13 protein-coding genes are annotated in these 20,165 nt (G+C 38.9%); 5 read left to right on the top strand and 8 right to left on the bottom strand.

Features of this window, described 5'->3' with window-relative positions; translation table 11 throughout:
• The first annotated feature begins 163 nt into the window (after nt 1-163).
• Nucleotides 164-706: a YfaZ family outer membrane protein gene (locus PSF67_RS05620; protein ID WP_272676615.1), complete on the top strand. Its 543-nt coding sequence runs from the start codon at nt 164-166 to the stop codon at nt 704-706.
• A 103-nt stretch (nt 707-809) separates the two neighbouring features.
• On the opposite strand, the gene PSF67_RS05615 is transcribed toward PSF67_RS05620, so the two are convergent.
• Both PSF67_RS05615 and tyrP read right to left on the bottom strand, forming a co-directional pair.
• A complete protein-coding gene (locus PSF67_RS05615) occupies nt 810-1,727 on the bottom strand; it encodes an Rpn family recombination-promoting nuclease/putative transposase (RefSeq protein ID WP_272676614.1) in 918 nt (305 codons plus the stop codon).
• 227 nt (nt 1,728-1,954) lie between these two features.
• On the bottom strand, nt 1,955-3,163 hold the full coding sequence (gene tyrP, locus PSF67_RS05610; protein WP_195697391.1) for a tyrosine transporter TyrP: 1,209 nt from the start codon (nt 3,161-3,163) through the stop codon (nt 1,955-1,957).
• A 417-nt stretch (nt 3,164-3,580) separates the two neighbouring features.
• Here tyrP and PSF67_RS05605 point away from each other — a divergent pair, with 417 nt between their 5' ends.
• Together PSF67_RS05605 and PSF67_RS05600 are read left to right on the top strand one after the other, a co-directional pair.
• Nucleotides 3,581-4,921 carry an anaerobic C4-dicarboxylate transporter gene (locus tag PSF67_RS05605; RefSeq protein ID WP_102137656.1) on the top strand — a complete coding sequence of 447 codons (1,341 nt, stop codon included), beginning with the start codon at nt 3,581-3,583 and terminating at the stop codon, nt 4,919-4,921.
• A gap of 405 nt (nt 4,922-5,326) precedes the next feature.
• Entirely contained in the window at nt 5,327-5,848 is a 522-nt protein-coding gene (locus PSF67_RS05600) for a hypothetical protein (RefSeq protein WP_166264589.1), read from the top strand.
• A 149-nt stretch (nt 5,849-5,997) separates the two neighbouring features.
• Here the strand turns inward: PSF67_RS05600 and yfaE are convergent, their stop codons facing one another.
• The 4 genes from yfaE to ubiG form a co-directional block, all read right to left on the bottom strand.
• Nucleotides 5,998-6,261, bottom strand: a complete 264-nt coding sequence (yfaE, locus tag PSF67_RS05595; protein WP_102137658.1) for a class I ribonucleotide reductase maintenance protein YfaE — start codon at nt 6,259-6,261, stop codon at nt 5,998-6,000.
• A gap of 2 nt (nt 6,262-6,263) precedes the next feature.
• Nucleotides 6,264-7,400, bottom strand: a complete 1,137-nt coding sequence (gene nrdB, locus PSF67_RS05590; RefSeq protein ID WP_102137659.1) for a class Ia ribonucleoside-diphosphate reductase subunit beta — start codon at nt 7,398-7,400, stop codon at nt 6,264-6,266.
• An 11-nt stretch (nt 7,401-7,411) separates the two neighbouring features.
• Nucleotides 7,412-9,703: a class 1a ribonucleoside-diphosphate reductase subunit alpha gene (gene nrdA, locus PSF67_RS05585; protein ID WP_166264591.1), complete on the bottom strand. Its 2,292-nt coding sequence runs from the start codon at nt 9,701-9,703 to the stop codon at nt 7,412-7,414.
• A 358-nt stretch (nt 9,704-10,061) separates the two neighbouring features.
• The gene (gene ubiG, locus PSF67_RS05580; RefSeq protein WP_102137661.1) at nt 10,062-10,784 is read right to left on the bottom strand and encodes a bifunctional 2-polyprenyl-6-hydroxyphenol methylase/3-demethylubiquinol 3-O-methyltransferase UbiG; all 723 of its coding nucleotides are present in this window, start codon (nt 10,782-10,784) and stop codon (nt 10,062-10,064) included.
• 299 nt (nt 10,785-11,083) lie between these two features.
• On the opposite strand from ubiG, the gene gyrA reads away from it, so the two are divergent.
• On the top strand, nt 11,084-13,699 hold the full coding sequence (gene gyrA, locus PSF67_RS05575) for a DNA topoisomerase (ATP-hydrolyzing) subunit A (protein WP_102137662.1): 2,616 nt from the start codon (nt 11,084-11,086) through the stop codon (nt 13,697-13,699).
• Nucleotides 13,700-13,856: 157 nt separating this feature from the next.
• Nucleotides 13,857-16,700, top strand: coding sequence for a two-component system sensor histidine kinase RcsC (rcsC, locus tag PSF67_RS05570; protein WP_272676613.1), 2,844 nt, complete (start codon nt 13,857-13,859; stop codon nt 16,698-16,700).
• Between the two features lie 78 nt (nt 16,701-16,778).
• Here rcsC and rcsB read toward each other — a convergent pair whose 3' ends face one another.
• Both rcsB and rcsD read right to left on the bottom strand, forming a co-directional pair.
• A complete protein-coding gene (gene rcsB, locus PSF67_RS05565) occupies nt 16,779-17,429 on the bottom strand; it encodes a response regulator transcription factor RcsB (protein ID WP_004259923.1) in 651 nt (216 codons plus the stop codon).
• 1 nt (nt 17,430) lies between these two features.
• Entirely contained in the window at nt 17,431-20,130 is a 2,700-nt protein-coding gene (gene rcsD, locus PSF67_RS05560) for a phosphotransferase RcsD (protein ID WP_239978451.1), read from the bottom strand.
• Nucleotides 20,131-20,165 lie beyond the last annotated feature (35 nt).

The raw sequence follows: 20,165 nt of genomic DNA, 5'->3' as shown, positions 1-20,165 counted from the left end.
TATTTATCGCACTTTTTTGCACTAAATTTTTTGATACGTGAAATTTTGTAATGAATAAAGTGGGCTTTTATCGAGGCTATAGCGTAAATCTAGGTAAGAATGGCTGAAAATAAGGTGAGATTCGCGTAATATTCATAGGTAATAATATCAAGAGGATAAAATAATGCGCAAATTATTATTATTGGCAGCAGCGATGTCACCATTATTCGTAGGTACTGCACATGCAGTTTCAGTCAGTGCACAAGCAGGTGAACATTTTACTGAGCTGTCTGCGGGGTTAGGTAACCAAAATGCAGGGTTAGCATTTAATGGTTCTTGGGCTCGTAGTGACCATGATGGACAAACGGGAAGTATTGGTGCCACATTTGGCTTACCTGTAGGGCCTTTCTCTGCATTCGTTGGTGGTAAGGGGTTATATTTATCTCCCGATCATAATAGTAGCGGTGCTGCATTAGCTGTTGGTGGTGGGTTAAATTGGCAGGCACTGCCTTCACTGAATATTTACGGTGAAGCTTACGGTGCTCCAGAACAACTGACTTCTGGCAGCAAATCGTATGTCGAAGCTAAAGCTGGTGCGCGCTATACGGTATTCAAGCCTTTATCTATTGATGCAGGATATCGCTTGATTGAAATGAAAGGGACGCATGGTAAGAGTAGCGATAAACTTGCCGATGGCTGGTATGTTGGTGCAGGGCTATCTTTCTAAGTTGTTGTGATATATCTACAGTTCCTAGTCGTTGCATGGCTAGGAGCTGGCTGTGATGCCTTTAGTCCAACAGAAAATAACTCAAAGAGGTATCCACCAGAAACTAACCTTGTTTAGTATTATTTAAAGACATGAGTATTTCGCGGCTTAGTCCAGTGCATTCAACGATAATATCCAAACTAATACCATTCTTAAGAAGGTGGCGTGCCATTGTTATTTGGGCTTCTTGGCGACCTTCCACTCTGCCTTCTTGGCGGCCTTTGTTCTGTAAACGCAGTGCGATATTCATAATAGCTCCCTTATGTTTTTCTGTTTTTTCGCTCAATGCCTGAATGATATGTTCGAAATTAGCAGAATCTAAAGCAATGAACAGATAATTGATAATAGTAATGATGTCATTATCGCTATTATAGTGTTTATTGAGTGCTTGCGCCAAGAGCGGGAGTACCTGTTGAAATTCATCCCGTAAGTGCTTATGTTTCATTGCTAATTCCATTACTGCAATCTTTCGATGATTAACTAATTCATTATCATCTATGATAGTTATATCGACTAAAGGAAATGGTTGAGTGTAAAGATTATTAGCGATATCAGGGAAAGGGAAACAGTCAGTCCAAAGTTGGGTATAAGGATAAGGCGAACGACCGCCATGGTAGAAAAGGATAGGGACGACAAGGGGCAATTTCTTATTTCCTTGTTCCATATGCTGATTCATGGCTAAAAAAGCATAATGCATCAGACGCCATGCCATCAGTCTATCGGGCGTTGATTGGTGTTCAACTAAAAGGTAAAGGTATCCTTTTCCTTGCGTTGTTTCTACTGAATATAGCACATCTGATAATCGCGAGCGGAGTTGCTCATCAATAAATGAGGAATTTGTAAGTGATAACGTATTGAAGTCACACAATGATTTTATTTGTGCAGGCAAATAGATATCAAAAAAATCTCGTGCATTTTCGATATTCGTCATGATGCCTTTAAAAGCCGCATCATGAATGTTGGATACTTGTTTTTTCTTCACCTAATTCACCTCATGAAGACCGCAATATGGCGAAGATACGGTAAAATGATTAGGTTGTCTGTTCGGAATTATTTTCTGACAAGTGTCGAAATAACAGAACGAAGTTTTTTAAATGTAATGAATAATAGATTAAATTTAGATAATTAATTTAGTTTTCAAGGGGGGAAGCCCCCAATCTTGATAAATCAATGCTTGGGGACTGGTCGTATACTTAATATGGCAGATATTTAGCCAACGTTTGGTAAAAAACCGGCAACAATCGAAAATTGGATAGCAATTACAGCGATACCACATACCAACACGAGGGCTAAAATAGGTGTACCGCCTTTAACTTGATACCCACCTTGAGTTTCTAATTTGCGAACACGGAATGTTAGTAGTGCAGGAATAATCAGCGCTAAGACCGAGAGTGCAACAGCGGCATACGTTAATGCTTGTACGAAACTACTGAAAAATAGGGCGGCCAATAATGGCGGAACAAAAGTCAGCAAGCTGGTTTGTACACGACCAATAAAATGATTGCTCCGTTTGAATAAATCAGCGAGGTAATCAAATAAACCCAATGCAACGCCTAAGAAGGATGTGGCTAACGCTAAATCCATAAACAAGCTAACGGCAATATTGACTCGAGGCGTAGCGACAACATCGCGAATGGCTGTGAGTAACCCATTAAGGCCTGATTCCTGAGCTAGGATCCCGATAAAAGTCTGTGATGGAATAGAACCTAATGTTGCGATTTGCCATAGAATATAAGCGACTAAAGGAATTGCACTTCCGGTAATGAAAATCATGCGTAACTTGCGCACATCCCCATTCATATAGTTAACTAAACTAGGCACGCTGCCATGGAAACCAAAAGAAGTAAAAATAACGGGAACGGCAGCAAGGATAAGGGCTTTTTCAATTGGCATAGTGCTTAAATTCACGGCTTCAGCATGCGGCATCATCACAACTAACATGATCACCAAAAAAATTGTTTTGGCCGTGAATAAAATTCGGTTAATAAAATCGACTGAATGCGTACCAATACAGACAATTGCACCACCAATAATGGTAAATGCAATAATGGCAGTATCGGTTGAAATTTTAATTCCCCACCATGAAGATAGGCTATCTGAAATTAATACGCCCGCTCCACCGATATAAGCAGTTGTTAGCGCGTACATTAATAGCAGCATACTCAGTCCGGTTACTATCTGTCCAACAGGCCCAAGATATTTCTTAGCAACAGAACCTAAACCCATATTCGCAGGGTTATGTTGATACACCTCGACTAATAGTAATGAGGTATAACTCATTAACATCCATAATCCAACAAGCAAGCAGACGATGCTTGTGAAACCGACTCCTGCAGCGGCAAGTGGCATTGCCAACATCCCTGCACCTATTGTTGTCCCTGCAACGATTAACACACTGCCAAGCGTACGATTCTTCACAAGTTCCTCTAATTGAATTTGAATAATTAACAAGTGATGCAGATTATGCGATCGCAAGTTCGCTGTCAAATGTAAATTACAGGAGGTGTAATCTTTTATTTACACCGCTAATCATGTAGGTAGGAAATGAAAGACAATAGCAGCGTTAATAAAGTAAAGAAAAAATGATGATTTAAAGTGACTAAAGGTAAATTTATATGGGGTAAGTTGTTAAAAACAGTGTGGTAATTGATTGATTTTTATGAAAGTGGTAGGTAACTGGGTAGTATGTCAGTTACTTAATATAAATTATGTGATGAGGTCAAAATAAAAGCATAAAAAATAAAAGTAAATTGATTTTGAAGTTATCATAAATCAAATTAATGCTTGAAAATCATCCCGATAATATATGTAAACATATATATAAAGGATGGAACTATGGACTTTATGATTCAACTCGCCATTATCCTTGTTTGCTTATTCTATGGGGCAAAAAAAGGGGGAATGGCACTCGGGCTATTAGGTGGTGTTGGCCTAGTTATCTTAGTTTTTGGCTTTGGTTTACCGCCTGGAAAACCGCCTGTTGATGTTATGCTTGTTATCATTGCTGTTGTTGCCGCATCAGCAACGTTGCAAGCGTCAGGCGGTTTGGATGTCATGCTACAAATTGCAGAACGACTACTGCGGAAAAACCCTAAGTACATTTCTATTGTGGCACCTTTTGTGACATGTATCTTAACCATTTTGTGTGGTACAGGGCATGTGGTGTATACAATTTTACCTATCATTTACGATGCAGCGATTAAAAATAATATTCGCCCTGAAAGGCCAATGGCTGCGAGTAGTATTGGCGCACAAATGGGGATTATCGCCAGTCCAGTTTCAGTGGCCGTTGTTTCATTAGTAGCAATGCTAAATGGTGTGACAATCAATGGCCAGTCACTTGAATTCCTTGATTTATTGGCAATTACTATCCCATCGACATTAATTGGTATTTTAGCGATTGGTATTTTTAGTTGGTTTAGAGGTAAAGATCTCGATAAAGACCCTGTATTCCAAGAGTTTATTTCAGTGCCTGAAAACCATGATTACGTCTATGGTGACAGTGTGACACTGTTGAATACCAAATTACCGAAAATTAACTGGGTTGCGATGTGGATTTTTTTAGCCTCTATCGCAGTTGTTGCATTACTTGGTGCATTCTCAGAGCTAAGACCTCTAGTTAATGGTAAGCCGTTATCTATGGTTTTAGTCATTCAGATGTTTATGTTATTAGCTGGTGCGCTAATAATCATTATCTGTAAGACCAACCCAGGGCAAATTTCAAAGAACGAAGTATTCCGTTCAGGGATGATAGCGATTGTCGCAGTGTATGGTATTGCGTGGATGGCAGAAACCATGTTCGGTGCTCACATGGATGAAATTAAAGGAACGTTAGGTTCTTTAGTAAAAGATTTCCCTTGGGCTTATGCCGTCATCTTATTATTAGTCTCTAAGTTTGTTAATTCACAGGCAGCCGCATTGGCCGCTGTCGTCCCCATTGCGTTAGGGATTGGTGTTGACCCTGCTTATATTATCGCTTCCGCACCTGCGTGTTATGGGTATTACATTTTACCAACTTACCCAAGTGACCTTGCGGCAATTCAGTTTGACCGTTCAGGTACTACACGAATTGGTAAGTTTGTTATTAACCACAGCTTCATTCTTCCTGGATTAATCGGGGTGGGTGTATCCTGTGTGTTTGGCTGGATATTTGCAGCGATGTACGGTTATTTATAAGGTTTAACCCTCGGTTTATCACAACGATTGTAAGACAGTTTTATCGGTAGTCTTACAATCGTTCATCATAAGACCTATTACCTTGTAATAGCGTTAGTGGCCACAATGATTGCCATGTTTTATCAATAAATGTCTTATAAAAGCATACTAAATAAGTACGCTAAATTCACAGTGAGTTCAGGGTTCAATATATCGCTTAAATAGCCTATACAATAAGAAAGTTATATTACGATTGGAACTACCATTGTGCTCGCTATTATTTCGTATCTGTTTGATTACTTGAATGATTAATTTTAACCAATACTCATTCATGACTATGAGCTAATCTCAGATTAAGACTAACTATTATTCGTTGTAATTAACTTAAACTATAAAAATAACGTAAGTAAACTTTTTGGGATAAACATGAAAAAATTTGCATATATGTTGCTGTTTACATCTGCTTGGGCATTTGCTAATACTGACGATTCAAGCACAATTAAAAGTAGCGTAAAATCAATAACATCTTCAATAACAAGCTCAAGTAAAGATGCGTTGTCAGGGTTAAAAGAAGGGATTGACGAGGGGAGGACATCTGGAAGTAGTGTTGATGGCGCAATTATAATTTACGATATAGAAAACCTAAATAAATATATTGATGTAAAGGTATTAACATCTGAAAAAGTGGCGGACAACGAGTATTTATTAACACTATCCGTTAAAAATAAGTCTGACTCAGCGGTTCGTTTAACAAACCTTGAAGATAAAAATAACCTTTATATCTTAGATAAAGATGGCTTTACATCCTATTTATCGGGCAAGCAAGAGGATATCAGTGTTCCCAAAAATGCAGCATCCAAGGTTAGGCTTAAATTTTTAGAGGTTGAAGATGAGCCTTCTATTTTAAGGCTTTATGATCTGGATATAAAAATACCAGCAATAAAATAATGTCTATGCATATTGTCGATTTTTCTATTATTAAAGTGACTTAGCCGCATTGTGGGGCTAAGTCAGATGCTTTGAAGTCAGGTTTTATACTTTTTGTTGCAGGGATTTGTTGCAGGGATCTTGAATTCCATCATTCATTAAGTTAATGATTAACCAATTTCAATATCAGAAAGCGGGTGGCAACAACAAGGCAGGATCTCTCCATCTTGCACAAATGCAATCGGCTTTTGCTTGTAGCCCACTTTCCCTTGCAATAATGTCACACGGCATGAACCACAGTAGCCTTCTCGGCATTGGTACTCTACAGGAATACGGCTGTCTTCTAAGGCTTCCAGCAAACACGAATGAACTTCGGTATGGTAGGGGACTTGAACACCCTGCGTTAACCGCAGGGTGATTTTATGGCTTGCCATGCTTATAGTTCAAAGCCGCTCAAATCGTCGGTATCGACTTGAGAGTCAATTTGCCCGACTAAATAAGAACTGACTTCAACCTCTTGAGGTGCAACTTGTACGTTATCAGACACCAACCATGCGTTGATCCATGGAATTGGGTTTGAACGTGCTTCAAATGGCAATTTTAGACCGACTGCTTGCATGCGGATATTCGTAATATATTCAACATATTGGCATAGAATATCTTTATTTAAACCAATCATCGAGCCTTCGCTGAATAGGTAGTCAGCCCACTCTTTTTCTTGCTCTGCTGCTTGAACGAACAAGTCATAACATTCTTGCTCGCACTCTGCTGCGATTTCGGCCATTTCTGGGTCATCTTGCCCTGAGCGTAACAGGTTCAACATGTGTTGCGTACCCGTTAAGTGCAACGCTTCATCACGTGCAATCAGTTTGATGATTTTTGCGTTTCCTTCCATCAGTTCGCGTTCAGCAAACGCAAACGAACAGGCAAAACTAACATAGAAACGAATGGCTTCAAGCGCATTAACGCTCATTAGGCACAGGTACAGTTGCTTCTTCAATTGACGTAGAGAAACAGTGACTTGTTTGCCATTGCAAGTATGTGTGCCTTCACCAAACATATGGTAGTAATTGGTCATTTCGATAAGATCATCGTAAAAGCCCGAAATATCTTTAGCACGTTTTAAAATTTCTTCATTTTCAACAATATCGTCAAAAATAATAGCAGGGTCATTCACGATATTACGAATAATATGTGTATACGAACGTGAGTGTATAGTTTCAGAAAACGCCCACGTTTCAACCCAAGTTTCCAGTTCAGGAATCGAAATCAGTGGCAATAACGCCACGTTAGGGCTGCGGCCCTGAATAGAATCCAGCAGCGTTTGGTATTTCAGATTACTGATAAAAATATGTTTTTCGTGATCTGGCAGCGCATTGTAGTCAATACGGTCGCGCGACACGTCAACTTCTTCAGGGCGCCAGAAAAACGACAATTGTTTTTCAATCAGCTTTTCAAAAATAGGGTACTTTTGCTGATCATAGCGCGCCACGTTAACGGGTTGGCCGAAAAACATCGGCTCCAACATTTGGTCATTCTTTTTCTGTGAAAACGTTGTATATGTATGTGACATAACAATTCCTATTAAATTTTACACGCGCCGCCTTCGCAATCGGAATCCGCTGACTCAACAACTTCTTCCAGATCGCCTTGAACATCTTCCGCCCCATCGCGGGTGTTATGGTAGTAAAGTGTTTTCACACCAAACTTATAGGCGAGCAATAAATCTTTTAGCAATTGGTTCATTGGTACTTTGCCGTTCTCAAAACGAGTCGGGTCATAGTTTGTGTTAGCAGAAATCGACTGGTCGATAAATTTCTGCATGATACCAACGAGTTGTAAATAGCCACTATTTGAAGGCATTTGCCATAGCAGCTCATAAGCGCCTTTCAGACTTTCGTAATCAGGCACTACTTGGCGCAAGATACCATCTTTAGAGGCTTTAATACTGATATAACCACGTGGTGGTTCAATACCATTGGTTGCGTTAGAAATCTGTGATGATGTTTCTGAAGGCATCAATGCAGACAGCGTCGAGTTACGCAGACCGTGTTGTTTAATTTCTTGGCGTAATGCTTCCCAATCATAATGCAACGGCTCATTCGTTAACTTATCGAGCTCTTTTTTATAGGTATCGATAGGTAAAACGCCTTGTGCATAGGTTGTTTCGTTAAACCATGGGCACGCACCTTGCTCTTTCGCTAACTCATTCGAGGCTTTCAATAGATAATATTGAATAGCTTCAAATGTTTTGTGCGTTAAGTTATTCGCGCTACCATCTGAATAACGAACACCGTGCTTCGCGAGATAATAAGCGTAGTTAATCACGCCAATACCGAGTGTACGACGTCCCATTGAGCCTTGTTTAGCTGCAATGATTGGGTAATCTTGGTAATCAAGCAGCGCATCGAGTGCACGAACAGCTAATATTGCCAGCTCTTCTAATTCATCGAGGCTATCAATCGCACCTAAGTTAAACGCTGATAACGTACACAGTGCAATTTCACCGTTTTCGTCATTAATGTTATTTAATGGTTTGGTTGGCAGCGCAATTTCTAAACATAAATTAGACTGACGAACAGGGGCAACCTGTGGGTCAAATGGGCTATGTGTATTACAGTGGTCAACGTTTTGAATATAAATACGGCCTGTAGACGCACGCTCTTGCATCATTAATGAAAATAGCTCAACCGCTTTAACACTTGATTTGCGAATATTTTCATCTTTTTCGTATTTCACATATAAACGTTCAAATTCGTCTTGATCTGCGAAAAAGGCGTCATAAAGACCTGGAACGTCGGATGGGCTGAATAATGTAATGTCTTGGTTTTTAATCAAACGTTCGTACATTAACTTGTTTAGTTGCACACCATAATCCATATGGCGAACACGGTTACCTTCAACCCCACGGTTATTTTTCAGTACCAATAAGCTTTCAACTTCAAGGTGCCAAATCGGGTAGAACAAGGTTGCTGCACCACCACGAACACCACCTTGCGAACAAGACTTAACCGCAGTTTGGAAGTGCTTATAGAACGGAATACAGCCAGTATGGAACGCTTCACCGCCACGAATTGGGCTGCCTAATGCACGAATGCGACCCGCATTTACCCCAATCCCTGCACGTTGTGAGACATATTTCACAATTGCGCTTGAAGTTGCATTGATAGAATCTAAGCTGTCGCCACACTCAATCAGTACACAGGAACTGAATTGACGTGTAGGGGTACGTACCCCCGCCATAATAGGCGTAGGTAATGAAATTTTGAATGTTGAAACTGCGTCATAGAAACGGCGAATATAATCAAGACGCGTCTCTCTTGGGTAGTGTGAAAACAGGCAAGCAGCGACTAAAATGTATAAAAACTGTGCGCTTTCATAGATTTCACCGGTAACGCGGTTTTGAACTAAATATTTCCCTTCAAGCTGTTTTACCGCAGCATAGGAAAAATTCATATCACGCCAATGGTCTATAAAGCTATCCATTTGCTCGAACTCTGCTTCAGAGTAGTCTTCCAGCAAATGCTTGTCATATTTCCCCATTTCAACGAGGTGTTTAACATGCTTATATAATGTAGGCGGCTCAAACTGACCATAGGCTTTCTTGCGTAAGTTAAAAATAGCAAGACGAGCAGCGAGGTATTGGTAATCAGGTGTATCACCCGTAATTAAATCGGCTGCTGCTTTGATCATCGTTTCGTGAATGTCAGAAGTTCTGATCCCATCATAAAACTGAATCTGTGAACGTAACTCCACTTGAGAAACGGATACGTTACTTAGGCCTTCGGCAGCCCAGGTGATTACCTTGTGGATTTTATCGAGATCAATGCGTTCTTTATGTCCATCACGCTTTGTGACTAACAGACTCTGGTTCATGAGCAAGTACACCTTGGTTGAACTACAAATAGTTTAAAATAAACATAAAAAAGCTCATGGTGTAATGCCATGAGACTAGTTGTGTTATGTTTTGTTGTACCACTATATGTAGTAGTTTGTTTAGAATACCATAACAAGATAATGTTAATATGTGATTTTATCAAGTGAACAAATTAGCGAGTTCTTGTGGATAACTGGTTGGATAAGAAAAATGATCATGTCGGTAAGCTGCATGGTAAAAGGCATTAATAAAAAAAACGCTTCCGACATGAGGATTAAAATAAATTTTGTAAAATGCGATCGTTTGCTGCTTTCTTAAACGTACTGCTTGTGATTTATTCTTTTCACGACTAGGTGATTATTCACTGACTGTATGCAACATATAATTTACATCAACATTTGGCCCAAGCCAGAACTTATCCGTTAATGGGTTATAGTGTAACCCTATGATATGTTTATCTTTCAATGGTGTTCCATCAATCCAGCTAATCAATTCAGAAGGGCGAATAAATTTATTCGCATCATGGGTGCCTTTTGGAACCATTTTCATCACATATTCAGCAGCAACCACTGCCATCAACCATGCCTTTTTGTTGCGATTAATGGTAGAAAAAATAACATGCCCGCCAGGTTTCACTAATTTAGCGCAAGCTCTAACGACAGATTGAGGATCAGGAACATGTTCAAGCATCTCCATGCAGGTCACAACATCATAGGCTTGTGGGTGCTTGTCTGCGTGTTGTTCAACGGTTTCTTGTACATATTCAACCGGAATGCCGGACTCAAGAGAATGCAAGCGAGCAACCATTAATGGATCTGCCCCCATATCAAGGCCAGTCACTTCCGCGCCTTCGCGCGCCATACTTTCGGACAAAATGCCACCACCACAGCCAACATCAAGAATTTTTTTACCAAAAACGCCGTCTACACGCTGCATAATATAACCTAAGCGTAATGGGTTGATGCGGTGTAGTGGGGCGAACTCCCCTTCTAAGTCCCACCAACGTGAAGCAATGGACTCAAATTTTTCAATTTCTTGCTTATCGACGTTGAGGTAAGTTGGGGTTTGGGTGTCATTCATACAAAGAAGCTCCTATTTTTAACCTATAACCCGAAGGCCTATTAACGATAGTGATATTTAAACTATGTTAAGTCGGGGGGAAATAGTGGCCCGATAAGAATTGATGGCTAAAATATAAACAATAATGTAATTATTGCCGTGATTAATTGATAAACCGTCAAGTTTCGGACACATAAACTTAATTTTCCGCTATTATACATAGCTTGGAAGACAAATACCCGTCTCTTATTTTTATTAAATTGGCGAATTGTGGTATAGTTCTACTCTTTGAATCCGAAGTTATGAGGGACAGTGGTTCCATGAGCGAGATTGCCAGAGAAATCACACCAGTTAATATCGAAGAAGAGCTTAAAAGTTCGTATTTGGATTATGCAATGTCCGTTATTGTCGGCCGTGCACTTCCAGATGTTCGAGATGGACTGAAGCCAGTACACCGCAGAGTATTGTATGCGATGAATGTATTGGGAAATGATTGGAATAAACCCTATAAAAAATCTGCCCGTATTGTTGGGGACGTCATCGGTAAATACCATCCACATGGTGATATCGCTGTTTACGAGACAATCGTTCGTCTTGCTCAGCCTTTCTCAATGCGTTACATGCTGGTTGATGGTCAGGGAAACTTCGGTTCTGTTGACGGAGACTCCGCAGCGGCAATGCGTTATACGGAAATCCGTATGGCGAAAATTGCCCATGAACTACTTGCTGACCTTGAAAAAGAAACCGTTGATTTCGTTCCTAACTATGACGGAACAGAGCACATTCCTGAAGTTATGCCAACGAAAATCCCAAACCTTTTGGTTAATGGGTCGTCAGGTATTGCTGTTGGGATGGCAACCAATATCCCACCTCACAATTTAGGGGAGGTGATTAATGGTTGTCTTGCCTATATAGAAGACGAAGACATCAGCATTGATGGTTTAATGGAACACATTCCAGGGCCTGATTTCCCAACCGCAGCTATTATTAATGGCCGTCGTGGGATTATTGATGCGTATCGCACAGGGCGTGGCAAGGTCTATATCCGTGCAAGCGCTGAAGTGGAAGTCGATGAGAAAAATGGTCGCGAAACCATTATTGTCAGCGAAATTCCTTATCAAGTGAATAAAGCTCGCTTGATTGAAAAAATTGCTGAGTTAGTTAAAGACAAGCGTGTTGAAGGTATCAGTGCACTGCGTGACGAGTCTGATAAAGACGGTATGCGTATTGTTATTGAAATCAAACGCGATGCGGTGGGTGAAGTTGTACTGAACAACTTATATTCCCTGACCCAATTGCAAGTTTCTTTTGGTATCAATATGGTAGCTCTACACCAAGGGCAGCCGAAAATACTGAATTTAAAAGATATCATTGCTGCTTTTGTGCGTCACCGCCGTGAAGTCGTCACTCGTCGTACGATTTTCGAATTACGCAAAGCGCGTGATCGTGCTCATATCCTTGAAGCACTGGCAATTGCTCTTGCCAATATTGACCCAATTATTGAACTGATCCGTAAAGCACCAACGCCAGCAGAAGCGAAAGCAGGGTTGATTGCACGTTCTTGGGATCTGGGCAATGTCGCTGCAATGTTAGAGCGTGCGGGTGATGATGCCGCTCGTCCTGAGTGGTTAGAGCCCCAGTTTGGTGTTCATGAAGGGCAATATTTCCTGACTGAGCAACAAGCTCAAGCTATTTTGGATTTACGTCTCCAAAAATTAACGGGTCTTGAGCATGAAAAATTACTGGAAGAGTACCGTGAGCTTCTAGTACAAATTGAAGCATTACTGTTTATTTTGCGTAGTCCTGAACGTTTGATGGAAGTGATCCGCGAAGAATTAGAAATTATTCGCGATACTTATAACGACCCTCGTCGTACAGAAATTACTGAAAATACTGCAGATATCAATATTGAAGACTTGATCAACCAAGAAGATGTGGTGGTGACATTATCGCATCAAGGTTATGTGAAATATCAGCCTCTGTCTGATTACGAAGCACAGCGCCGTGGTGGTAAAGGTAAATCTGCAGCACGAACTAAAGACGAAGACTTTATTGACCGCCTTTTGGTGGCCAATACGCATGACACCATTTTGTGCTTCTCAAGCCGTGGCCGCTTGTATTGGATGAAAGTTTACCAATTACCAGAGGCTAGCCGTGGTGCTCGTGGTCGCCCAATCGTTAACTTATTGCCACTTGAACAAGATGAGCGAATTACAGCTATCTTGCCAGTGCGTGAGTACGAAGAGGGTTACAATGTCTTTATGGCAACTGCGAGTGGTACCGTTAAGAAAACACCTTTACAAGAATTCAGCCGTCCAAGAAGCGCAGGTATCATCGCGGTTAATTTGAATGACGGTGATGAGCTGATTGGTGTTGATTTAACTGATGGTTCAAACGAAGTTATGCTGTTTTCAGCTCAAGGTAAAGTTGTGCGCTTCGCTGAAGATGCCGTTCGTCCAATGGGACGTACCGCTACAGGGGTGCGTGGTATTAAATTAATGGATAACGACAAAGTCGTTTCTTTGATTATTCCACGTGGTGAAGGGCATATCTTAACGGTGACAGAAAACGGATACGGTAAACGTACTGAAGAAGCTGAGTACCCAACTAAGTCTCGTGCAACTCAAGGGGTTATCTCCATTAAAGTGAGTGAGCGAAACGGGCATGTAATTGGCGCCATTCAGGTTGATGAAACTGACCAAATCATGATGATCACAGACGCAGGGACATTAGTGCGTACACGGGTGTCTGAAGTGAGCGTCGTTGGCCGTAATACTCAAGGTGTTACCTTGATTAGAACTGCTGAAGATGAAAAAGTTGTTGGTTTGCAGCGCGTTGCTGAAACGGATGATGATGAAAACATTGATGATGAAAATGCAAATGAAAACACTGAAGAAAATGGTGTTGATGATGCAAGTATCGACGATCAAGAGTAATCACGACGTTTAATTTAATGAACGGGCAGCATAATTAGCTGCCCGTTTTAGTTTCTAGCCTAAATGTCTTTGTTTTATTACTTTTCATGTTTGTCGCTTTTTTATCATATAATCGAGTATAATTAGCAGTCATAGTATCGAATGTACAGGAAAGCGCTTGAGATATTTACCCTCGTTTAAAACATCACTTAGACTTTCTCGGGATTTATTTCGTATCCTCGGCTTGATGTTGTGGGGCATGGGCGTTTTTATCACTCTATTTTTCCTTTACTCGCAGTTTAATGAATACAAATCTGATATCCGTCAACAGTTCTATTCCGGGCATGAAAATATACAAGCGTATATTCAACAAACGGGAGCGACGCTGAATTCGATTCAATCGATGACTGAGCTATATAGAGTAAAGTTGCAAGAATCGACAGATGAAAATAATCTTCCAAGTAAGTTTCTGGAATTACCGAACGCATCTAATTACTCTTTCTATAAATTAACATCGAATACAGATTGTGATTATTTTAGGGATAGAGCGGAAAATTATTTGCAGGCTTTTGAGCAATTAAATTATTTTTGGAAAGATAGTATTGCTGCCCCTCAAGCTTTAAATCATGTCTTTTTAGTTGGTTCGAAAAGTTATTGTCTGGTGGATTATCCTATTCGATCTACCATATCGGATATCGAAATACTAAAAAAAGTCAGCTACGAAAGCGTACGGACTTACCAAGGCTTAAGGCTACAAGGCAAAGAGCGTAAATTATTTACCATTATGCATGGCGTACAGCCAGATTATGGGCAGCTTTACTTAATTCAGGCAATCAAGCACGACAATATGCTGCCTGCATTTATTGGGTTAGAGCGTACAATTAATTTGAATCAATTTAACATACGCCGAAATAAAGCTATCGAAATATTGATAATTAACGATTATAACCAACCTGTTTTATATTCTCCTATAGATATCAATCCTAAAGGCTCAGCGCTGCTCAATATTTCTGAGTCTTCATTTTTTGGTTTTAACTCAGATTATTCAAAATTAATTTTCAAAAAACGGTTAGCACCTTCTCAAATTACCGTCATTTTTTCAATTGCGACGTCTGAAATATTAGCGAGTTTAGAAAATGCTATCTTTTACGGTATTGTCCTAAATATTTTTACAGGGGGATTGATTTTCTTTTTAATTTGGTTACTTGAACGGAAAATGCTTGAACCTGCAGAAAACACCGCGATACGGCTCGAGGAACATGAGCAATTCAACCATAAAATTGTAGCATCAGCACCTGTTGGTATCATTATTTTAAGATTGACTGATGGCGGTAATATTCTCAGTAATGAATTGGCCCATGACTATTTTCGGTTATTAAATGATGATGATAAACAGCGAATATTGACAATCATCCGCCAGAAAACGAGCAATTATATCGATGTAGTGACAACCAACGGCACACACTTGCAAATTAGCTTTGTAAACTCACGATATCAAAATGAAGATGTCGCTATTTGTGTATTAATTGACATCAGCATTCGTGTGCAAATGGAAAAATCACTGCAAGATGTAGCCGATGCAGCTGAACAAGCTAACCATGCTAAATCAATGTTTTTGGCGACTGTTAGCCATGAATTAAGAACACCATTATATGGAATTATTGGTAATATAGAGTTACTACAACGTTATGAATTATCAGAGAAAGCAACACGCTTAGTTTCAACTATGGATAATTCATCATCGCTTTTATTACAGATTATTAGTGATATTTTAGACTTTTCAAAAATTGAATCTAAACAATTGAAAATAGAAAGCAAATTGTTTCATTGTCGAGAAGTTTTTGCGTTTGTATTAGCGAACTACTTGCCATTAGTGACTAAGAAAAAAATATCATTATATTCCTATATTGAACCCAGCATCCCAGATCTCATTTTGAATGATCCAGTTCGTTTACAACAAGTGATTTCTAATATTGTAAATAATAGTATTAAGTTTACGGAATCAGGTTTTGTGTTGCTTTATGTTTGGAAAGATGAAAACTATTTAAAGATAGAAATCCGTGATTCAGGGATTGGAATGACCCAGGCAGTGGTTATGCAGTTATTTGATCCATTTTTTCAAGTTTATGGGCAAAATAATTTGGGTCATAAAGGAACAGGCCTAGGTTTAGCTATTTGTGAAAAACTGGTTAACCTCATGGATGGTGATATTGAAGTAACTTCACAGATTGGACTTGGTAGCTCATTTACTATTCGTATTCCTTTATATGGGCAAGAATATACAAAGAAAAATATTCCAGAATATCGTGCACATTATCGCATTGCTATTTCGTGTCGAAATGAATTTTTAATGAATTTTCTTTTGCGTCTGTTAGGTCATGAGCAATTTTCAGTTGTTAGCCATAGCACAATAGATAAAACACAAAGATATGATTTGCTAATAACCGATTATGAGCATGTTGAGGAGATAGCCTACGAACATCATATTCAGCTATCAAGTGGTTATGCAGGCGAGCTTCATGAAGTAAAACAGAATCAATGGATTTATAATACATATCAATTAGATAAATTACCCATGTTAATTGATAAAGCCATCATGAAAACAAGTGAACAATCACAAAAAAATAGTATGGCAAATCAACCATTAGTCGTTGACCATTCGTTAGGTGAATGTCATGTATTGATTGTTGATGATCATCCAATTAACCGAGTATTATTGAGTGAGCAATTAGCGACAATCGGCTTTACTACTGGCACGGCGATAGACGGGCTAGATGCATTGAAATATTTAGATAATCATCATGTTGATATTATTTTAACAGATGTAAATATGCCAAATATGGATGGTTACCAGCTGGCCAAAGAACTGCGACGTTTAGCGTTCAACTTACCGATTATCGCATTAACCGCTAATGCAATGGCAGAAGAAAAGCAACGTTGTATTAATGCAGGGATGAATGATTGTTTATCAAAACCGACAACAATTGCAATTTTACGTGAGACCTTGACTCGCTATTGTTAAGTGTAGCTAAAAAATAGATACAAAAATAAAAACCCATAGTTGGGTTTTTATTGGTGTAGTTTTGTAGTCGAAATGAAATTACTCTGAAGGCGAGTTATCAATGCTGACGGAAGAAAGGTAATTCAGTAGCGCTATATCATTTTCAACGCCTAATTTCAGCATGGCTGATTTTTTCTGGCTACTTATTGTTTTTATACTGCGGTTAAGTTTTTTCGCAATTTCAGTGACCAGAAAACCTTCAGCAAACAAACGTAGCACTTCACTTTCTTTTGGTGATAAACGTTTGTCGCCATAGCCGCTTGCATTGACTTTTTCCAGCAGCTTGCTCACGCTTTCGGGTGTGAATTTTTTACCTTTTTGTAAAGCCGCTAACGCTTTAGGTAAATCAGCAGGTGCACCTTGTTTGAGCACAATCCCTTCAATATCCAGCTCTAAAATTGCGCTAAGAATGGCCGGGTTATTGTTCATTGTGAGAACAATGATTGATAGGTCAGGATAATGCCGTTTGATGTATTTGATTAAAGTAATACCATCACCATATTTATCACCTGGCATTGATAAATCAGTAACTAGCACATCCGCATTTAAACGCGCTAAGTTATTAATCAAAGAAGTTGAGTCCTCAAATTCCCCTACGATATTCACCCATTCAATTTGTTCAAGTGATTTCCTGATGCCGAAAAGAACGATAGGGTGATCATCGGCAACAATGACATTTAGGTTATTCATATTATTGGTTACCTTCTGGCATTAGTTTTTTGACTGAATTATCCAGCATGCTAATGCAATTTTTTATTTCCAATCCGTTTTCATCTGCTATGTAACGCTCCAAATCTTCACAAAGCTTATGAAGATAAGTAAATTCGAGCATAGCAAAAACTCCTTTTAAACGATGTGCAGTGTTTTTCAATTCGGTCAAATCCTCAACACTTTCACTATTATACAGTTTATTAATATCTATCGGTACTGTTGTGATGAACAAATCTCGATATCCACTATTTGCTAGCGCTAATTGATAACTTAAAATTGCATTTTCTATTGATTCATTCGAGGTCTGTGAAAGCACTTGAGTATCAACATGGTGTGAAATCAAATTATCAGAATGGCCATGTTCATCGTCTGCGTTTTCGATCAGTAATGAGATAGCATCAATTAATTCATCAGCAAAATTATAGTTAGCTTCGATGTAATGAGGTTGTAATTGATTGATTCCAGATAGGAAACCATTTACTTTAACAATGTTTTCAAAACATTCCTCATTATTATCAGTTATTAAGAGATCCCAGTTGGTATGAGGGGAGCTCTCACTTAAATCCAAATATTCCGCGCCATAATTTGTTAATGTGCTCCTCACAATCCGTGAAATATCAGCATTATGTATATTTAAACGAATACAAATATCCTCCAATAATGCAGGGTACTCTTTGGCAAGCATCTCTTTGGCTGCTGGAAGCGTAACTTCATAATGAGTACCGATTGCATCACTTGAGCGAATAGAAAAAACACCATTCATTTTTTTTACCAGTAACTTACATAAATAAAACGTTATACCTGAACGTGTAAAGTTAGAGGCGTTCAAAATTTGCCCAGTAAAGGGGCTTTGCAAATTACTCAGTTCTTGGTTACTTACTCCAGTTCCACTGTCTTTAATATTTAATAAGATTGTATTTTTACTGGGGTTATAAGATAGCGTGAATGAAATTTTTCCAAAAGAGGTTGTTGCAATAGAATAATCCCAAATTAGTTGCATTAATTGCTTTAAATAATCAGGATTTGCCACGATAAGCGAATCTGGATTAACGTTATTATGAAAATAAAGCGCTAACCCTTTGTTATTACACTGGGATAGATTTTGCTTCAAAAATTGGCTAACCAGGTTACTGATAGAAACATTCTCAGTTTTTATAGGTTCAGCTTGGGATTCTAGCTGATTTAATAAGCTAATATTTTTAAACCAACGATTGATATAGAAAAGCTGACTTTCAATTTTTAAAATAAACTCACGGTTATTTATATTAGCCGTTTCGGATAATTTAGTTAGTTGCTTATCCACTTTAATAAGTGAAGGTAATATTTCACTGCACATATTCTCAAATACGACTTTACGCATGTGAATATTTTTTTTGTATTCGCGATTGGCTAATTCTTGGCGTTTTTGGGTCAACGCCTCTTTATCTTTGTCCATAATAATAAAGAGGGCAGTGTTAGATTTTGACATGTTATCGACAAGTATAACTTCATATACAATATTCTCGATAGAAACTTGAATCACATCATGGTTTTCAATCGCCATTTCTTTAATGTGAACAAGGTCCATAGAAGGTAATAATTGGTTAGCAATGTCATTGCTCAGGATCTTTTTGTTGGTGTTAAAGTCATAAACTAAAATACCGTATGAAATATGACTGATAATATCGCTAGTCAGTGAGGCATTAAAACTCAGCTCTTGCAACATATTGGTATTTGGTGAAATAAGGCGCTTACGAATAAAGAGCATGATCAGTAAAGCGAATAAGATCATAATAAGCATGCCTGTCATTAGCCATAAGTTATAACTAACCACATTAAAAATAATACTTTTTAATGAAACATGGTAATAAAGCTGATATCCAGTCCCATCAATAGGATGGGAGAAAATGAGGTTGGTTCCAGACCAAGTTGAATGAGATTCATTGCTGCCCGTGCTTGAAGGGCGTGCATTAATTGTAAAAAAATTCCCATTTAAACTTGGTGGAATAAGTGAATTAATAGAAATATCAAAGGATATGACACTAGTTAACTGCCCCGGCGAATTGAACATTAGCCGATAAGTATAGTAAAAAAGGTTATCGGGGGAGTATTTTTGAATATTTGAAATTATTTCCCGTCGGTCTAACAATGTTGATTGAGTCAACATATCAGCACGCTTTTCTTCAGCCGTTAATGTGAGATAACTTTCTTTAAAACGGAGCTCAGGTTTAAGGATTGAATGGGTGGTCACTAAGACTAAGGTATTGTCTAAGCCATTGAGATAATACATGGAGTTATATTCATTACGGGCTCCCCACACAATCTCCATATAATTTGCAAGTTTAGACGCTAAAGCATTATTACTTTGCTTATTATTACCAAATACAATGGCATCAATGGATTGGTTTGCACTACTTAGCCAAAAAATATCATGGCGGATCCCAGTCACTGCGAGGTTATCGGTGGGGGGCACTGAAGATTTGTCATTGGCAATTTTGTAGATATGGCTCGCTTGATAACGATAATCTTCGATTTGATACGCTAACCGACTTGCCATGCTGTTCAAGCTAGTTTGACGGCTTTGAACCAATGCTTGATAGTAATTAAAGAGTGATAAAAAAAGCATCACAATTAGCAACAGAATAAATGCTGCGAAAATACGAAAAAGCGTGTTTGGTTTTAATAATGATTGTTTGTACATACTGTAGCAAGTCGTCCCATCGGCAATAGTATTAT

Origin of the sequence: Providencia sp. PROV076 (assembly GCF_028483405.1) — a bacterium.
Taxonomy (GTDB): domain Bacteria; phylum Pseudomonadota; class Gammaproteobacteria; order Enterobacterales; family Enterobacteriaceae; genus Providencia; species Providencia huaxiensis.
The sequence above is the reverse complement of the archived record's forward strand: the minus strand, read 5'-3'. Positions and strand labels throughout refer to the sequence as shown.